Genomic DNA, 17,791 nt, shown 5'->3' on the forward strand with positions numbered 1-17,791 from the left:
TGTCAGTGAGAGTACTTCCGCAGAAGGTCTACAGACCCGCGGCGGCCCGCAGCTTCTCCGCGCGGTCGGTCCGCTCCCACGGCAGGTCGACGTCGGTACGACCGAAGTGGCCGTACGCGGCGGTCGGTGCGTAGATCGGGCGCAACAGGTCGAGGTCGCGGATGATCGCGAGCGGACGCAGGTCGAAGTTCTCGGTGATGACCCGCTCGATGACGGCCGGATCGACCTTCTCGGTGCCGAACGTCTCGACGAACAGGCCGACCGGTGCGGCCTTGCCGATCGCGTAGGCGACCTGGACCTCGATGCGGTTCGCCAGTCCCGCGGCCACGGCGTTCTTGGCCACCCAGCGCATCGCGTAGGCCGCGCTGCGGTCGACCTTCGACGGGTCCTTGCCGGAGAACGCGCCGCCGCCGTGACGGGCCATGCCGCCGTAGGTGTCGACGATGATCTTGCGGCCGGTCAGGCCGGCGTCACCCATCGGACCGCCGAGGACGAACTTGCCGGTCGGGTTGACCAGCAGACGGTAGTCGGTGGTGTCGAGGGTCGGCAGATCGATCTCGGCGAGCACCGCGTCGACGACCTGCTTCTTGATGTCCGGCGCGAGGAGATTGTCGAGGTCGATGTCGGCGGCATGCTGCGTCGACAGGACCACGGTGTCGAGGCGGACCGGGGTGTCACCGTCGTATTCGATGGTGACCTGCGTCTTGCCGTCGGGGCGCAGGTACGGGAGCGTGCCGTTCTTGCGCACCTCGGTGAGGCGCCGCGACAGGCGGTGGGCCAGCGCGATGGGAACCGGCATGAGTTCCGGGGTCTCGTTGGTGGCGTAGCCGAACATGAGGCCCTGATCGCCGGCACCCTGGCTGTCGATCTCGTCCTCCGAGATGCCGCTGCGGCTCTCGTGCGAGTTGAAGACGCCACCCGCGATGTCCGGGGACTGCGCACCGATGGCGACGTTCACGCCGCACGATGCGCCGTCGAAGCCCTTCGTCGACGAGTCGTACCCGATCTCCAGGACCTTGTCGCGAACGATCTTGGGGATGTCGGCGTAGGCGGTGGTCGTGACCTCGCCGGCGACGTGCACCTGTCCGGTGGTCACGAGGGTCTCGACTGCGACACGCGCCTTCGGATCGTCGGTGAGGATGGCGTCGAGAATCGAGTCGCTGATCGCGTCACAGATCTTGTCGGGGTGTCCCTCGGTGACGGATTCGCTCGTAAACAGGCGTGACGAGGTGGTCATCAGATCCTCTCGAGATCTACGCGCGTCGATGGTCGCCGCGCCGCTGGCGGTGTCGGCCAGTCCGACTGGCCGGGGATGTTTCCAACCTAATCGGTCGGTCGAGCTCCTCGACCATCAGGCACCAGTTGCCGCACTTCGTCAAGTATCCGACTCGACATGAGTGTTTTCGACCCGAAGGGCAAGGCGGTCTCGTCGCCGTTGGCGGCGAGCAACCAGCCGGTGTTGTCCTCGGTCCCGAAGGCCTTGCCGTCGCCGACGGCGTTGACGACGAGGAGGTCGCAGCCCTTGCGGGCGAGCTTGGCGCGGCCGTGGTCGAGGACACCGCCGGTCTCGTCGCCGGTCTCGGCGGCGAACCCGACGATCACGGTGGCAGTGGGAATGCGGCCCTCGTCGCGTGCGGTGACGAGTCCGCGCAGGATGTCGGGATTGGTGGTGAGGTGGATCGGCGCCGGGCCCTCGTCGCCCTTCTTGATCTTCGACTCGGCGACCGCAACCGGTCGGAAGTCGGCGACCGCGGCGGCCATGATCACGACATCGGCGTCGGCGGCGCGCTTGGTCATCTCGTCGGCGAGTTGCTCGGCGGTGGAGATCCGCACGATGGTGACCCCGGCCGGGTCGCCCGGGTCGGCAGTGGACCCGGCGACGACGGTGACGCTCGCGCCGCGTTGGGCCGCGGCGCGGGCCAGCGCGAAGCCCTGTTTGCCGGAGCTGTGGTTGCCGAGGTACCGGACCGGGTCGAGCGGTTCCCGGGTGCCGCCGGCGCTGATGAGCACGCGGACGCCGGCGAGGTCGTACGGGAGTGCGTCGGCGCGATCGAGCAACAGCTCGCCCACCAGGGCGATCTCCTGAGGATCCGGAAGACGACCGCGGCCCGAGTCGGTGCCGGTGAGACGGCCCGACGCGGGTGTCATCACCACCGAGCCGTGCGACCGCAGCGTCGCGATGTTCGCCTGCGTCGCGGGATGTTCCCACATCTCGGTGTGCATCGCGGGCACGAACAGCACTGGGCACCGCACGGTCAGCAACGACGCGGTCAGCAGGTCGTCGGCACGGCCCTGTGCGGCGCGGGCCATGAGATCGGCGGTGGCCGGGGCGATGACCACGAGGTCCGCACCCTGCCCGAGCCGGACGTGGGCGACCTCGTCGACGTCGTCGAACACGGTCGTGGAGACGGGGTTACCGCTCAGCGCCTCGAAGGTCGCCTTGCCGACGAACTCCAGCGCAGCCGGGGTCGGCACGACGCGGACGTCATGACCGGACTCGGTGAAGTGTCGGATCACCGAGCAGACCTTGTAGGCCGCGATCCCGCCGCCGACGCCGATCAGGATGCGGCGCCGGGTTCCGGTCGGTTTGGTCATCACCGACGACGACTATTCGCCCTCGGTGTGCTCGAGCAGGTCGGAGTGGATCTCACGCATCGCGATCGACAGCGGCTTCTCCTGCAGGCCGGGCTCGACCAGCGGGCCGACATACTCGAGGATGCCGTCGCCGAGCTGGTTGTAGTAGTCGTTGATCTGGCGCGCACGCTTGGCTGCGTAGATGACGAGTGCGTACTTCGACGACGCGCGGTCGAGGAGATCATCGATCGGCGGATTGGTGATCCCCAGCGGCGTGTCGTAGGCCGGTGCGTCGGCGATCTCGGTGATGTCGAAATTGGTCGGGGTGCTCACACGAACTCCTGCGTCGAGGTCTGGGTGTCGGAAAGGGCCGGTCAGGTCGCGGATGCGGCCGGCTGTTCAGGTCCGACCAGCAAGGATACCAACTCATCGACGGCGCGGTCGACTTCGCTGTTCACGATGACGTGGTCGAACTCGTCCTGCGCGGCCATCTCGGTGCGCGCGGTGGCCAGTCGGCGCTCGATCGCCTCGGGCGTCTCGGTGGCCCGCCCGGTCAGGCGGGCGACGAGTTCGTCCCAGCTGGGCGGCGCGAGGAAGACGGTGATCGCCTCCGGGAGCCGGGCCACGACGTTGCGCGCACCGACCAGGTCGACCTCGACCAGAACCGGCTTGCCGGCTTCCAGAGCGGCGAGCACAGGGGCGATGGGGGTGCCCGAACGCTGCAGCCCGCCATGGATCTCGGCCCATTCCAGGAGTTCGTCGGCGGCGATCATCTTGTCGAAGTCGCCCGCGGACACGAAGTGGTAGTCGCGGCCGTCGACCTCACCGGGCCGTGGGTCCCGGGTTGTCGCCGAGACGCTGAAGTAGACATCGGGTACCGCGGCGCAGACCCTCGCGACCACGGTGGACTTGCCGACGGCCGAGGGGCCGACCAAAACGATCAGTCGACCCCTCGTGCGTCCGGTTCCCTCGTGGTCCGGGCGGTGGTTCACCGCCGCGTCCACGGGTTCGTTCCGCTGCCGTATCCGGTTCGGTTGCTCACGCTCAGGAGCTGAACTTCTCGAGCAGAGCCTTGCGCTGACGGTCGCCGAGACCACGCAGGCGGCGGGTCGGGGCGATCTCGAGCTCAGTCATGATCTCCTGCGCCTTGACCTTGCCGACCTTGGGCAGGGCCTCGAGCAGGGCCGAGACCTTCATCTTGCCCAGGATCTCGTCGTTCTCGGCATCCTTGAGCACCTGCTGGAGATCGGTGCCACCGCGCTTGAGGCGCTCCTTGAGCTCCGCGCGGACGCGACGAGCGGCAGCTGCCTTCTCCAACGCAGCGGCGCGCTGCTCATCGGTCAACTGGGGAAGGGCCACGGGGTTCCTCCGTCTTTCGTTCTCGAGTGGGACTGCATCGTTCGCCCGGGGGCGTCCGAGGCTCTGTTGCCGTGCGACCCCGGCTGGATCGCCATCGCCGGCCTGTCAGCCGGGTCTTCACCCGGCCGACGCCATCAAAATGTTGGCGGCGAATGCGACCGTACCCACGTGAGCAGGCATTTGCGAGTGCGACCCCCCGTTTTCGGGGCGTTTTCTCATGTTGTAGGGCCTCGTGTGCGTTCACGGGAGCACAGCACCGATTCAGTGCCTCCCCCATCGCGCTGACTACGTGTTTCGTAGCATTCTCGCAGGTCAGCGCAACATCAGGCGACAAGGTGGTCGATAGCAAAGCGAACGACCTCCCGTCCGGACGTCCCTCGACTGAGACGCGTGTGACACCAGTGATGTGGCCGGAAATTCTGGGATTGGACCGAGGCACCGCGCGTGTCGCGGGCAGCCCTGTGCGCAGTGTGAGCACATGCGCCGGCATCGTCGGGTGCCTCGGTTACTGTGAGCAGACTTTTCACCTGAACACTGATCGGGGGTCAGTGACATGTTTGTGGATCCGCCGCGAGTTCGTGGCCTGGCAAGGGCAACCCGGGCCGTCGCAGAGGCGACCCGGCAACGCGCACGCTGAGCGGCGGCGCCAATCCGGTGGCCGGCGCTGACGACAATGAACTAGCGGTCAGCCTTCGCGACGCAGCTGCAGCACTGGATAGAGTCGTCGACTACCACGCAGGTCAGTACGTCGGCTTCGCCCACCTTTGCACGCGCGGGGCGGACTCTTATGAGAACGCCGACGATGCCAGCGGCCAGCGACTCCGCAGCGACCTGGCGCATGGCCGAACTTCGGCTGAGCCCGATCGTCGAGGGGGTGGAGGCTAGTGTCCGGCGAAGGTTCGAAGTACACGGTTCCCCTTGTGATGGGGTGGTCCCTGGACAGTGCGAAATCGGTCAGTCGTCTTCTGTCGTCCGCGTCCAAGCAGATGTCCACCGACTTCAAGAGCGCGGGCAGTACTTTCGACGCGTCGCACGAATACTGGCGCGGGCACGGCGGAGAGGACGCTCGCGAGTCGTCGCGGACCCACGCTGATGACGCAGTTCGCAGCGCCTCCGTGATCGGTGCGGTGGCCGAGAAGTTCGACACTCGGGTGTCCGAACTCGAAGGCGAGGTCTCGAACCTTCCAAGCAAGGTGACCGAAGCACTCTCCTCTGAGTTCGATTTCTACGTCGAAGACGACGGCACCGTCAATTCCGAGCGGTCGAACATGGAGTGGTTGCGTGTGTGGAAGTCGGACTATCTGACCAAACTCGCGGAGAAGGAAGGGTTGGAGAACTTCCTGACAATCGCTATTCGTGGCTCGCTGGCACGGATCGAAGACATCGATCGACGAGGCGCTGAAGAGCTCCGAACCGTCCTTGGGGGCCTCTCCGACAGAGTGAAATACGGGGTGGTCGGCACACCCGACGATCCGAGACTCGCCGAAATCCTTCGCCGATACCAAACGGCGCCGTCCGAAGGCGGTGCCCGGTTGTGGCCGAGCGGCGTTCTGTTGCAGGCAATCCGCGCGGTGGACCCGGCGGTTGAGCCGGTTTTCATGACCCCAGAAGAGATCGTCATGCTGGCGACGATGGGGGCTCGGCCGAACGGCTTGGACGATCTGGTCGACTTTTTCGCCATTCGTTCACAGGCCAGCGGCGCCGCAGAACAGCAGCATGCCGGACCGCGCAGCATTTCCGATGGACATGGCGACGCCTTCCGGCACACTTACTGGAATGCGCTCATGACCCAGCGGTTCGGGGAAGATTGGACTCGACAGTTCGCAACCGCGCACGAGCAATTGGGCGGCAACCCGCCTCCCCGAGAGGCGATGGATCTGTACAACAACGAGATCGGCCGTCAGTTGGCGCGGGAACACCCCGAAGCGAGTCCCGAAGAACTGGCCGCCGCCGTCGATCGGGCAGTCCGGGACGGCAGGACTCTCGTCATCGGGGCCGACGACGAGATCGCTTGGAGTGACCGAGTGGCTGAGCACAGCACCGGTGCCCCGTCACTCACGGATATCCCGCTACCGGCAGGTGAGCGGTGACCTCGTATCAACACGGCAGGTGGTGCCGCGCGATGATCGGGCTTTTCGTGGTCTGCTTCACCGCTACGGCGATTAACGGGTGTTCAGGACTTGCCTCTGGGGGTCCCGAGCAGAAGCAGATGCAGTGTGAGACCGAGTTCCGTATCGAAGACAATTCGCAACCACTGGGATCGTCCGAGCGTTTTAGACACGCAGCCATTCAGTCAGCCTCAACGGGCACACAGGTGACAACGCTGCACGACGTTGCTCGCGAAGCAGGGTGGACCGGAGCGTGGGACCGAGTGCTGCAGGCTTTCGACAACACCGATTCCGCGTCGATCAACGCCTCCGCCGGAACTACCGGCATCTGCTTTCTCGGGGTAAGCCGCAGCGATCCCGATTTCGGCGCACAGGGCGACTACATCTTTTTCGACGGCCCTCGTCCCGTCCAAAGCATGCACTGGGACGGGGCCACCGAGATCATGCGCGCGTTGGGTGATAGCACCACCATCCGGCGTGATGAGCCACTCACTGCGGAAACCGACTCAGATCCGCCGATGCTGGTAACCGTCGAAACCCGCTCCCCCTGAGCACGAAACCCTGACCGCACCTCAGCCCAGCGCGGCCTCGACCTCGTCGCGGGCGCGGACGAAAGCGTCGCGCAGGGCGATGGGATCGGGCCCGGCTCGGAGCACGCCGCGGGAACTGGCGGGCAGCACCCAGGCCGGGTCGGCCCCCTCGAACACAATCGGCAGGTCGGCGGCCGTTGCACCCTGGGCACCCAGCCCGGGGGCCAGGATCGGGCCGCGGAGGCCGGCGAGATCGAGCCCGTGCTCACGTGTCGCCCCGACGACCAGGCCGACGGTCGCGGTCCCGTCCGTGTTCTCGGCGGCCGCGGCGTCGACGATCGATTGCGCGACCGTCCGCTCCCCCACCTGTGCCCGCTGCAGCTCGCCGCCCTCCGGGTTCGACGTCCGCGCCAGCACGAAGACGCCGCGCTCGCCGGACCGCGCGAGATCCAGTGCAGAGCGCAGGGATTCGTAACCCAGGTAGGGCGACGCGGTGACCGAGTCGGCGCACAGCGGCGACGACTCGGACAACCAGGCCTGCGCGTAGGCGGCCATCGTCGAACCGATGTCACCGCGCTTGGCGTCGGCGATGACGAGGGCGCCCGCCTCGCGACAGCCCGCGACGACGCGTTCCAGCACCGCGAAACCCGCCGAACCGAACGGCTCGAAGAACGCGACCTGAGGTTTGATGACGGCGGCCACCGGACCCAGCGCCTCGACGCAGATGTCGGCGAACGCCGACAGTCCGTCGATGTCCACCGAGAGGCCCCATTCCTCGAGCAACGCGGCGTGGGGATCGATCCCGGCGCACAGACGCCCGCGCTCGACGACCGCCCTCGTGTAGCGGCCGCCGAACCCGGACGCGTCCGTCACGAGCGGCCGGCCAGGTCGGCGTGCCGGTTCTGCAGCGACCGCACCCCGATGTCGCCGGTCATCGCGGCCTCGATGCCCTGCACGGCGGCCGAGGCACCCTGCACCGTGGTGATACACGGGATGTTCACCGACACCGCGGCGCTCCGGATCTCGTAGCCGTCGACGCGGGGCCCCGAGTTGCCATACGGGGTGTTGATCACCATCGTCACCTCGCCGGCGCGGATGATGTCGACGATCGTGCGCTGCCCCTCGGCGGCCTCGAAGTGCTTGCGCACCGTCTCGCACTTGATCCCGTTGCGGCGCAACACGTCCGCGGTCCCCTCGGTGGCCAGGATGTCGAACCCCAGGTCGGCGAGGTGCTTCACGGGGAAGATCAGCGCCCGCTTGTCCTTGTTGGCCACCGACACGAAGATCTTGCCGCTGGTCGGGAGCGAGCCGTAGGCGGCGGTCTGCGACTTGGCGAATGCGCGACCGAAGTCGGCGTCGATGCCCATGACCTCGCCGGTCGACTTCATCTCGGGGCTCAGCAGGTTGTCGACCCCGCTGCCGTCATGGCGACGGAACCGATTGAACGGCAGGACCGCTTCCTTCACCGAGATCGGCGCCGTCGCCGGAGCCTCTCCGCCGTCGCCGGTGGCGGGCAGGATGCCCTGCTCCCGCAGATCGGCGATCGTCGCGCCGAGCATGACGCGCGCACACGCCTTGGCCAGGGGCACCGCGGTGGCCTTGGAGACGAACGGGACCGTCCGGCTCGCACGCGGATTGGCCTCGAGCACGTAGAGGATGTCGTCCTTGAGCGCGTACTGGACGTTGAGCAGACCCTTGACGCCGATGCCCTTGGCCAGCGCCTCGGTCGAGGTCCGCACCATCTCGAGGTCGGCTCGGCCGAGAGTGACCGGCGGCAACGCGCACGCCGAGTCACCGGAGTGGATTCCGGCCTCTTCGATGTGTTCCATCACGCCGCCGATGTAGACCTCGTCGCCGTCGCAGAGGGCGTCGACGTCGATCTCCACCGCGTCTTCGAGGAACCGGTCGACCAATACCGGATGATCCGGGGTCAGCTCGGTCGCGCGAGAGATGTAGTCCTCCAGGGACTTCTCGTCGTAGACGATCTCCATGCCGCGTCCACCGAGGACGTACGACGGCCGGACGAGCACCGGGTACCCGATCCGGGCGGCGGTGTCGCGGGCCTCGTCGAAGCTCGTCGCGGTACCGAACGCCGGGGCCGGTAGTCCGGCGGCGGTCAGCACCTTGCCGAACTCGCCGCGATCCTCGGCGAGGTCGATGGCCGCCGGGCTGGTGCCGACGATCGGCACCCCGGCCTCCTCCAAACGGTGCGCGAGACCGAGCGGCGTCTGGCCGCCGAGCTGGACGATGACACCTTCGACGGTGCCCGACTCCGATTCGGCGTGGTAGACCTCGAGGACGTCCTCGAACGTCAGCGGCTCGAAGTAGAGACGGTCGGCGGTGTCGTAGTCGGTGGACACCGTCTCCGGGTTGCAGTTGACCATGACGGTCTCGTATCCGGCGTCCGACAGGGTCAGTGCGGCGTGCACGCACGAGTAGTCGAACTCGATGCCCTGACCGATGCGGTTGGGGCCCGATCCGAGGATCAGGACCTTGGGGCGCTCCGTCTGGGGCGCGATCTCACTGGTCGCCCCGGGGTCGAGTTCGTAGCTCGAGTAGTGGTACGGCGTCTTCGCCTCGAACTCGGCCGCGCAGGTGTCGACGGTCTTGTAGACCGGCCGTACGCCCAGCCCGATCCGGTGGGCGCGAACGGCCGCCTCGTCGGCGAAATCCGAACGCAGAGCGGCGATCTGACGGTCGGAAAAGCCGGTGGACTTGGCCTCGCGCAGCAACGCCTCGTCCAGCGTGTCGGCGTCGCGGATCTCCACTCCGAGCGCGGCGATCCCGCCGATCTCGGCGAGGAACCAGGGATCGATCGCAGTGGCCTCGTAGAGGTCCTGGATCGTCGCGCCGGCCTCGAAGGCGAGCATCAGCTTGTACAACCGGCCGTCGCGCGGGGTCTTGATGTCCTCGAGCAGGGCGGGCAGGTCGACCGTCGCCGGGTCGGGGCGGTTGGGCTCGGCCCAGAAGCCGCCGGCCTTCGTCTCCAGCGACCGCATGACCTTGCCGAGTGCCTCGGCGAAGCTGCGACCGAGGCTCATGGCCTCGCCCACCGACTTCATCGTGGTGGTCAGCGTGTCGTCGGCGCCCGGGAACTTCTCGAACGCGAACCGCGGAGCCTTCACCACGACGTAGTCGAGCGTCGGCTCGAAACAGGCCGGCGTCTCCTTGGTGATGTCGTTGACGATCTCGTCGAGGCTGTACCCGATGGCGAGCTTCGCGGCGATCTTGGCGATCGGGAAGCCGGTGGCCTTCGACGCGAGCGCCGACGACCGCGACACGCGCGGGTTCATCTCGATGACGACGAGGCGGCCGTCGCGTGGGTCCTGGGCGAACTGGATGTTGCAGCCGCCGGTGTCGACGCCGACCTCGCGCAGGATGTCGATGGAGAGGTCGCGCATGATCTGGTACTCGCGGTCGGTGAGCGTCATCGCCGGGGCGACGGTCACCGAGTCGCCGGTGTGGACGCCGACCGGGTCGAGGTTCTCGATCGAGCAGACGACCACCACGTTGTCGCGGTTGTCGCGCATGAGCTCGAGCTCGTACTCCTTCCACCCGAGGATCGACTCCTCGATGAGGACGTTCGCCGTCGGGGAGGCGGCGAGACCGCCGCCCGCGATCCGGTCGAGGTCCTCGTCGTCGTAGGCCATTCCCGAGCCGAGACCGCCCATGGTGAACGACGGCCGGACGACGACCGGGAACCCGAGTTCGGCGACGGTGTCCCGCACCTCGTCCATCGTGTGGCAGACGCGGGACCGGGCGCTCTCCCCGCCGACCTTCTCGACGATGTCCTTGAACATCTGCCGGTCCTCGCCGCGCTGGATGGCGTCGAAGTCGGCGCCGATCAGCTCGATGCCGTACTTCTCCAGTGAGCCGCGATCGTGTAGTGCAACAGCGGTGTTCAACGCGGTCTGACCGCCGAGGGTGGCCAGCACGGCGTCGATGGGATGCCCGGCGTCGCGCTCGGCCTCGATGACCTTCTCCACGTACTCGGCCGTGATCGGCTCGATGTAGGTGGCGTCGGCGAACTCCGGATCGGTCATGATCGTGGCCGGGTTCGAGTTGACCAGGCTGACCCGCAGGCCCTCGGCCTTGAGGACCCGGCAGGCCTGCGTGCCGGAGTAGTCGAACTCGCAGGCCTGACCGATCACGATCGGCCCGGACCCGATGACCAGGACGTGGTTGATGTCTTCGCGGCGCGGCATCAGGCACTCGCTCCTTGGGACTTGTCCCCTTCGAGCAGGGTGACGAACTTGTCGAACAGGTAGGCGGCGTCGTGGGGACCGGCGGCCGCCTCGGGGTGGTACTGCACCGAGTAGGCGCGACCGGAGAGCAGCTCGACGCCCTCCACGGTGCCGTCGTTGGCGCAGACATGGCTGACCCGGGCGCGGCCGAAGTCGGAGTCGAACTCCTCGCCCGCCTCGCCTTCGAGCGCGAAGCCGTGGTTCTGCGAGGTGATCGAGACCTTGCCGGTGGCGTGGTCGACGACCGGGATGTTGATGCCCCGGTGACCGAACTTCATCTTGTAGGTCGACCGGCCGAGCGCGCGGCCCAGGATCTGGTTCCCGAAACAGATGCCGAAGAGCGGGATGTCTTGGCCGAGCACCCCGCGGGTCAGCTCGACGATGTCGTCGGCCGTGGCCGGGTCGCCGGGACCGTTCGAGAGGAACACCCCGTCGGGTTTGAGGTCGGCGATGGCGTCGAGCGCGACGGTCGCGGGCAGCACGTGGGTGCGGACGCCGCGTTCGGCGAACATCCGCGGCGTGTTGGTCTTGATGCCCAGGTCGATGGCGGCCACCGTGAACCGGTGCTGGTCGAGGGGTTCGACCACGTAACCGCTGTCGGTGGTGACCTCGTCGGCCAGCCGGGCGCCCTTCATGTCCGGCTGATTGCGGACGCGGGCGACGAGTTCGTCGGTGTCGGCGAGCGCCGGGCCGGAGAAGATCCCGGCCTTCATCGACCCGTGGTCGCGGAGGATGCGCACCACGGTGCGGGTGTCGATACCGCCGATCCCGACGATGCCCTGACGGTCCAGCTCCTCTGCGAGGGAGGTCGTCGCACGCCAGTTGGAGACGCGTCGGGTGGGGTTGCGAACCGCATACCCCGCGACCCAGATCTTGCCCGAGTCACCGTCGACGCCGATGCTCCCGGCGCTGCCCGTGCTCTCGCCGTCCTCGGTGTTCCAACCGGTGTTGCCGATCTGCGGCGCCGTGGCGACCACGATCTGCCGGTGGTAGCTCGGATCGGTCAGGGTTTCCTGATAGCCGGTCATCGCGGTGCAGAACACCGCCTCGCCAAGGGTCTCGCCGACTGCGCCGAAGCTCCGGCCGGTGAACACCTGGCCGTTCTCCAGCACCAAGACCGCTGTGTTCATTCCTGTGCCCCTTGTCCCTGTGGCCCGTGTCCACTGTCGTGCGTCCCGGCGAAGGCGCTCACCCAGCCGGGGTAGATCGTTTTGTCGTCGGCGCGCACCCCGGAGTCGATCTCGGTGCCGCTGGGCAGGACCCAGCGGATGGCGAGGACGCCGTCGGCGGTCATCACCTTGCCCGCGATGCCGCGTTCGGTCCGGACCGCGGTGATCGATTCCCGGGGAATCCAGAGGTCGCTGGCTCCCTGACGCGCGATGAGGATGCCCGTCTCGAACTCGGTCAGCACCGAGGACGCCCGGTCGCCGATGTCGCCGACGGTCACCCGGTTCTGCCAGCTCGGCGCGATGGTGCTGCCGAGGTAGAGGCCGGTATCTGGACCTCTGAGCACCGCGCCCGGCTCGGCGGGGATCGTCGGCAGCGTGCCGATCAGGTCTGCCTGCGCCGCGGTCTTCTTCCGATTCCCGGTTGCCAGCAGGTAGAACACCGACGCCACCCCGAGGGCCAGCAGCGCGACCACACCGATGAACCAGGCGTTGAAGACGATTTTGCCGTATCCGAGCAGCGACGCGATCACCGAGGCGACCACCAACACCGCGAGGACCGCCGGTACCAGTCCACGCCTGGGTCTCGCGGTCATCGGGTCTCCTGCCCGTCGTGAGCCGTCACCACGCCGCGCAGCACCGTCGCGGTGACGGTGGCGGGCATGGTCATCGACTCGAACGGGGTGTTGTCCGAGAGGCTCGCCAGCTCGGGACCGTGCACCACCCAGGACGTGTCCGGGTCGACGACGGCCAGGTTCGCCGGCTCGCCGACCTCGATCGGACGGCCCTGATCGGTCAGTTCGACGATCTGCGCGGGCCGCTCGCTCATCACACGCGCGACGCCGCGCCAGTCGAGCAGGCCGGGCTTCACGAGGGTCTCGACGATGATCGGCAATGCTGTCTGCAGGCCGAGCATCCCGGGCTTGGCCTGGGCGAACTCGCAGCACTTCTCCTGCGCGGCGTGCGGGGCGTGGTCGGTGGCCACACAGTCGACGATCCCCTCGGCCAGCGCCTGTCGCAACGCCTCTTTGTCGCGGACCTCGCGCAGCGGCGGATTCACCTTGTTGACCGGGTCGTACGTCTCGAGCCGGGAGTCGTCGAGCAGCAGGTGATGCGGGGTCACCTCGGCGGTGATCGCGATCCCCTGGTCCTTGGCCCAGCGGAGCAGTTCGACGGTGCCCTCGGTCGAGGCGTGACAGATGTGGATGCGCGCACCCGCGTCGCGCGCGAGCAGGGCGTCGCGGATGACGATCGACTCCTCGGCCGCACGCGGCCAGCCCGCCAGCCCGAGGCGCGAGGCCGTCGGCCCTTCATTGGCGACGGCACCGACGGTCAGCCGCGGCTCCTCGGCGTGCTGTGCGATGAGGACGCCGAGCCCGGTCGCGTACTCGAGCGCGCGGCGCATCAGGAGCGGATCGTCGACGCACTTCCCGTCGTCGCTGAACATCCGTACGCCGGCGGCGCCGGCGGCCATCATGCCCATCTCGGCGAGCTGCTTGCCGGCCAGACCCACGGTCACGGCGCCGACCGGGTACACGTCGACGAGTCCGACCTCGCGCCCGGACCGCCACACGTTGTCGGTGACGGTCGAGTTGTCGGCCACCGGGCTGGTGTTGGCCATCGCGAAGACCGCGGTGTAACCGCCGAGCGCGGCGGCTGCCGAACCCGACCGGATGGTCTCGGTGTCCTCGCGGCCCGGCTCCCGCAGGTGGGTGTGGAGGTCGACGAACCCCGGCAGCAGCACGCCGCCCTTGCCGTCGATCGTCTCGGTGCCGTCGGGCGCGGTGACCGCGGAACCCATCTCGCTGATGACGCCGTCGACGACCAAGACGTCGATCGGGTCACCCTCGCCGTATGGACGAACGGCGCGGAGAAGAACGGATCCGGTGCGGGCGGTCACTTCACATCTCCTGGCACGGTGTGGTGGGCGGTCACAGGTGTGCTCCCGCGGAATCGGAGCCGACGAGCAGCCGGAACAGGACCGCCATGCGGACGTGCACGCCGTTGCGGACCTGTTCGAGAACGGTCGCCTTCGGCGAATCGGCCACCGAGTAGCCGATCTCCATGCCGCGCAACATCGGTCCGGGATGCAGGACGACGGCGTCGTCGGCCAGCAACGCCATCCGACGATCGTTGAGCCCGAAACGGACCGAGTACTCGCGGGCACTCGGGAAGAACCCGCCGTTCATGCGTTCGGCCTGGACGCGGAGCATCATGACGGCGTCGACGGCCGGCAGCTCGGCGTCGAGACTTCCCGAGACGCTCACCGGCCACTGGTCCACCCCGACCGGCAGCAGCGTCGGGGGCGCCACCAGGACGACCTCGGCGCCGAGCGTCGAGAGCAGGTGGGCGTTCGACCGCGCGACGCGGGAGTGGATGATGTCGCCGACGATCGCGATCCGCCTGCCCTCGAGCGAACCGAGCCGCTGTCGCAGGGTCAGCGCGTCGAGGAGCGCCTGCGTGGGATGCTCGTGCGTTCCGTCGCCGGCGTTGATCACCGCGGGACCGTCACCGGCGGGCGTGGTCGTCCAGTCGGCGATCTGGGCCGGCGCGCCCGACGCCGGATGCCGGACGATCAGCGCGTCGGCGCCCGCCGCGTGCAGGGTCTTGGCCGTGTCGCGCAACGACTCCCCTTTGCCCGCAGAGGAACTCGAAGCACTGACATTGATGACGTCGGCACTCATCCACTTGCCCGCGACTTCGAAGGAGACCCGGGTGCGGGTGGAGTTCTCATAGAACACGGTCATCACCGTCCGACCGCGCAGCGTCGGCAGTTTGCGCACCTCACGCCCGGTCAGGGCCTGCTCGAAACGCTCGGCGTCGTCGAGGAGGGCGGTGGCATCGTCACGGCCGAGGTCTTGCGTCGACAACAGATGCCGCATCATGAATCACTCTCCGCGGCAACCGAACTCGACGCCGAGGCGAGGACGACCTCGTCGATGCCGTCGTGTTCGACGAGATGGACCGAGACCTGTTCGTCGCGGGCCGTCGGGATGTTCTTGCCGACATAGTCTGCGCGCAACGGGAGTTCGCGATGGCCACGGTCGACGAGGACCGCGAGTTGCACGGCCGCAGGACGACCGAGATCGCGCAGTGCATCGAGCGCGGCACGGACCGTCCGTCCGGAGTAGAGGACATCGTCGACCAGGATCACGATGGCGCTGTCGACGCCACCGGCCGGCACCATCGTCCGCTCGAGCGGGCGGTGTGGCTTGCCGCGCAGATCATCGCGGTAGAGCGTGATGTCGAGATATCCCACCGGCACGTCGACGCCCGCGAATTCGCCGATCTTGGCACCCAACCGGGTGGCGAGAGATGTTCCGCGAGTGGGGATTCCGATGAGGACGACGCGAGGTGCGTCGGGCGAGTCCAGAGCAGTCTTCTCGATGACCTGGTGTGCGACACGGGCAATCGTGCGCGACACGTCAGCGGCATCGAGCAGCACCCTGGGAGCGGGGCTGGCCAAGGCCGACCTCCTTCTCCGCCTCGCAGGACGGATCGTTAAAGGATGTCTGTCTCGCGACACTCTACACCGGGCGGCGACGCCGACGAATTCCCGCGACGTACGCCACACCCGGTGCGGATCAGTTGGGCTCCGGCCGTCCGGGTGCGGCCCCACCGGGTTCGGCGGAAGCGGCTGCGCGGACCTGCGGCGCGAGCTCGGCGATCTTGGCCAGCACGCCGTTCACGAAGGCCGGCGAGTCGTCGGTGGAGAGTTCTTTGGCGAGTTCGACCGCCTCGTCGACGACCACGATCGTGTCGACGTCGAGGGAATTGAACAGCTCCCACGTCGCCAGTCGCATGATGGCGCGGTCGACGGCCGGGAGGCGTTCGAGGGTCCAGTCGCGCAGATACGACGAGATGACCGCGTCGACCTGACCCTGGTCCTCGGCGAGTCCCTGGATCACGGTCGCGGTGTAGTCGTGGATCGAGCCGACGCTCTCGTCCGAGCGGACGTATTCACGACGTTCGGCGACGAGCTGCGCGGGACTGACCTTCTTGGCCTCGGCCTCGAAGAGCAGGTCCACCGCGCGCCGCCGCGCCTTGTGTCGGGTTCCGGGTTGTTTCACAGGTCAGGAGTTGACGCGGCCGAGGTAGCTGCCGTCGCGCGAATCGACCTTGAGCTTGTCACCGGTGTTGATGAACAGCGGAACCTGGATCTCGGCGCCGGTCTCGAGCGTGGCGGGCTTGGTGCCGCCGGTGGAACGGTCGCCCTGGAGTCCGGGATCGGTCTGGGCGACGATCAGCTCCACCGTGACCGGCAGTTCGACGAACAACGGGTTGCCCTCGTTCAGCGAGACCTGCACGGTCATGTTCTCCAGCAGGAAGCGGGCGCCGTCGCCGACGGTGGCCGGCGGCAAGGAGAACTGCTCGTAGTCCTGCGCGTCCATGAACACGTAGTCGGTGCCGTCGTTGTAGAGGAAGGTCATGTCTCGACGGTCGACGGTCGCGGTCTCGACCTTGACGCCCGCGTTGAAGGTCTTGTCGACAGTCTTGCCGCTCAGCACGTTCTTGATCTTGGTGCGCACGAACGCGGGGCCCTTGCCCGGCTTGACGTGCTGGAACTCCATGATCTGCCAGAGCTGGTCGTCCATGCGCAGCACGAGGCCGTTCTTGAAGTCGGCGGTGGATGCCATGTGGTTTTCGTTCCCTTGCAGTCAGATGACGGTGAATGTCTTGTCGGTGGCGGTCAGCAGGTCGGGGTCGCCGTCGGTGACCACCAATGTGTCCTCGATCCGGACCCCACCCCATCCGGGTAGGTAGACACCGGGCTCCACGGTGACCGCAGCACCGCATGGCAGTGTACCCGCCGCGAGTTTGCCGATTCCCGGCGCTTCGTGGATCTCCAGTCCCACTCCGTGACCGAGACCGTGCACGTAGTTCTCGCCGTGGCCGGCGTCGGCGATCACGTCGCGGGCCGCGGCGTCGACCGCCCGCAGGTCGGCCCCGGGCGTGAGGGCCCGGCGGCCGGCGGCCTGTGCGGTGGCGACGAGTTCGTAGAGGTCCCGCTGCCACGACGCCGCGCGCCTCAGGACGAAGGTCCTGGTCATGTCGGAGTGATACCCGCCGACCACCGAGCCGAAGTCGATCTTGACCAGATCGCCGTCCGCCAGAGCCGTGTGGGTGGGCCGGTGATGCGGGATCGCCGAGTGGGCGCCGGCGGCCACGATGGTCTCGAACGCGATCCCGTCGGCCCCGAGGCGATACATCTCCCACTCGAGCGCACGAGCGACCTGCCGCTCGGTCGTCCCGGCCCGCAGGACGCCGTCGGCGACGACCTGCGCGAGGGCCGCATCCCCGATCGCGCACGCCGCCCGGAGCAGCTCGATCTCCCCCGGTTCCTTGACCGCGCGCAGGTTCTGCACGACACCGGTCGTGCTGACGAGTTCGATCCCGGAGTCCCCGACAGCCGCGGACAGCGCTCGGTGCCCGGCCACGGTCTCGGTGTCGGCTTCGAAGCCGACGCGACCCGCCCCGGCGGCCCGGGCGTGGTCGACGAGGGCACGCGCCGCCGCGCGTTCGATGATCGGCTCGACGTCGGGCACCTGTTCGGCGACCTGCGCGAGGTACCGGCCGTCGGTGGCGATCCGGTCACCGGCCGGATCGTCGACGTCGATCAGCACGGCGGCGTTGGAGCCGGTGAACCCGGTCAGGTAGCGGACGTTGACGAGGTCGGAGACGACGAGGAACGAGACCGGGTCGTCCGCGGTACGCAGTTCGGCACGCAGCCGGGCGCGGCGGCCTGCGGTGTCATGGTTGATCGGCACCCTGGCCACGCTACGGCCGGCGCCCGAGCCGCGCGAACCCGC

The 17,791-nt window shown here is 68.0% G+C and carries 17 protein-coding genes; 2 read left to right on the forward strand and 15 right to left on the reverse strand.

The genetic code is table 11. The features are described from left to right. Positions 1-28: 28 nt before the first annotated feature. The 5 genes from metK to mihF all read right to left on the reverse strand — a co-directional run bounded on the left by metK (position 29) and on the right by mihF (position 3,933). Positions 29-1,237, reverse strand: a complete 1,209-nt coding sequence (metK, locus tag JW364_RS05915) for a methionine adenosyltransferase (RefSeq protein WP_065632139.1) — start codon at positions 1,235-1,237, stop codon at positions 29-31. Between the two features lie 86 nt (positions 1,238-1,323). Beyond that, positions 1,324-2,595, reverse strand: coding sequence for a bifunctional phosphopantothenoylcysteine decarboxylase/phosphopantothenate--cysteine ligase CoaBC (coaBC, locus tag JW364_RS05920; RefSeq protein ID WP_068971593.1), 1,272 nt, complete (start codon positions 2,593-2,595; stop codon positions 1,324-1,326). A gap of 12 nt (positions 2,596-2,607) precedes the next feature. Then, complete coding sequence (rpoZ, locus tag JW364_RS05925; RefSeq protein ID WP_004021987.1) at positions 2,608-2,907, reverse strand: DNA-directed RNA polymerase subunit omega; 300 nt, start codon at positions 2,905-2,907, stop codon at positions 2,608-2,610. A 41-nt stretch (positions 2,908-2,948) separates the two neighbouring features. Continuing rightward, positions 2,949-3,578, reverse strand: a complete 630-nt coding sequence (gene gmk / locus JW364_RS05930) for a guanylate kinase (protein WP_137808803.1) — start codon at positions 3,576-3,578, stop codon at positions 2,949-2,951. 40 nt (positions 3,579-3,618) lie between these two features. Beyond that, the gene (gene mihF, locus JW364_RS05935) at positions 3,619-3,933 is read right to left on the reverse strand and encodes an integration host factor, actinobacterial type (RefSeq protein ID WP_004021989.1); all 315 of its coding nucleotides are present in this window, start codon (positions 3,931-3,933) and stop codon (positions 3,619-3,621) included. 986 nt (positions 3,934-4,919) lie between these two features. On the opposite strand from mihF, the gene JW364_RS05940 reads away from it, so the two are divergent. Continuing rightward, the gene (locus tag JW364_RS05940; RefSeq protein ID WP_139115556.1) at positions 4,920-6,023 is read left to right on the forward strand and encodes a hypothetical protein; all 1,104 of its coding nucleotides are present in this window, start codon (positions 4,920-4,922) and stop codon (positions 6,021-6,023) included. Then, on the forward strand, positions 6,020-6,592 hold the full coding sequence (locus JW364_RS05945) for a hypothetical protein (protein ID WP_139115557.1): 573 nt from the start codon (positions 6,020-6,022) through the stop codon (positions 6,590-6,592). Before JW364_RS05940 ends, JW364_RS05945 begins: the two co-directional genes overlap by 4 nt. A 21-nt stretch (positions 6,593-6,613) precedes the next feature. Here the strand turns inward: JW364_RS05945 and pyrF are convergent, their stop codons facing one another. The 10 genes from pyrF to JW364_RS05995 form a co-directional block, all read right to left on the reverse strand. Continuing rightward, positions 6,614-7,444 (reverse strand): orotidine-5'-phosphate decarboxylase, encoded by an 831-nt coding sequence (pyrF, locus tag JW364_RS05950; protein ID WP_068971596.1) that lies wholly within the window; start codon positions 7,442-7,444, stop codon positions 6,614-6,616. Beyond that, positions 7,441-10,776, reverse strand: coding sequence for a carbamoyl-phosphate synthase large subunit (carB, locus tag JW364_RS05955; RefSeq protein WP_068971597.1), 3,336 nt, complete (start codon positions 10,774-10,776; stop codon positions 7,441-7,443). Before carB ends, pyrF begins: the two co-directional genes overlap by 4 nt. Next, a complete protein-coding gene (gene carA / locus JW364_RS05960) occupies positions 10,776-11,945 on the reverse strand; it encodes a glutamine-hydrolyzing carbamoyl-phosphate synthase small subunit (protein ID WP_068971598.1) in 1,170 nt (389 codons plus the stop codon). Before carA ends, carB begins: the two co-directional genes overlap by 1 nt. Next, positions 11,942-12,577 (reverse strand): hypothetical protein, encoded by a 636-nt coding sequence (locus JW364_RS05965; RefSeq protein WP_068971599.1) that lies wholly within the window; start codon positions 12,575-12,577, stop codon positions 11,942-11,944. Before JW364_RS05965 ends, carA begins: the two co-directional genes overlap by 4 nt. Further along, positions 12,574-13,881: a dihydroorotase gene (locus JW364_RS05970; protein WP_068971600.1), complete on the reverse strand. Its 1,308-nt coding sequence runs from the start codon at positions 13,879-13,881 to the stop codon at positions 12,574-12,576. The genes JW364_RS05965 and JW364_RS05970 overlap by 4 nt, the downstream gene beginning before the upstream one ends. Before the next feature lie 31 nt (positions 13,882-13,912). Next, positions 13,913-14,863 (reverse strand): aspartate carbamoyltransferase catalytic subunit, encoded by a 951-nt coding sequence (locus JW364_RS05975; RefSeq protein WP_068971601.1) that lies wholly within the window; start codon positions 14,861-14,863, stop codon positions 13,913-13,915. Continuing rightward, positions 14,863-15,447, reverse strand: coding sequence for a bifunctional pyr operon transcriptional regulator/uracil phosphoribosyltransferase PyrR (gene pyrR / locus JW364_RS05980; RefSeq protein ID WP_068971602.1), 585 nt, complete (start codon positions 15,445-15,447; stop codon positions 14,863-14,865). The genes JW364_RS05975 and pyrR overlap by 1 nt, the downstream gene beginning before the upstream one ends. A 118-nt stretch (positions 15,448-15,565) precedes the next feature. Next, positions 15,566-16,051, reverse strand: a complete 486-nt coding sequence (gene nusB, locus JW364_RS05985; RefSeq protein WP_058250343.1) for a transcription antitermination factor NusB — start codon at positions 16,049-16,051, stop codon at positions 15,566-15,568. 3 nt (positions 16,052-16,054) lie between these two features. Next, the gene (gene efp, locus JW364_RS05990) at positions 16,055-16,618 is read right to left on the reverse strand and encodes an elongation factor P (RefSeq protein ID WP_058250342.1); all 564 of its coding nucleotides are present in this window, start codon (positions 16,616-16,618) and stop codon (positions 16,055-16,057) included. 21 nt (positions 16,619-16,639) lie between these two features. Continuing rightward, positions 16,640-17,749, reverse strand: coding sequence for an aminopeptidase P family protein (locus JW364_RS05995; protein ID WP_205333429.1), 1,110 nt, complete (start codon positions 17,747-17,749; stop codon positions 16,640-16,642). Positions 17,750-17,791: the final 42 nt, after the last annotated feature.

Source organism: Gordonia sp. BP-119, from assembly GCF_016924115.1.
GTDB lineage: Bacteria > Actinomycetota > Actinomycetes > Mycobacteriales > Mycobacteriaceae > Gordonia > Gordonia hongkongensis.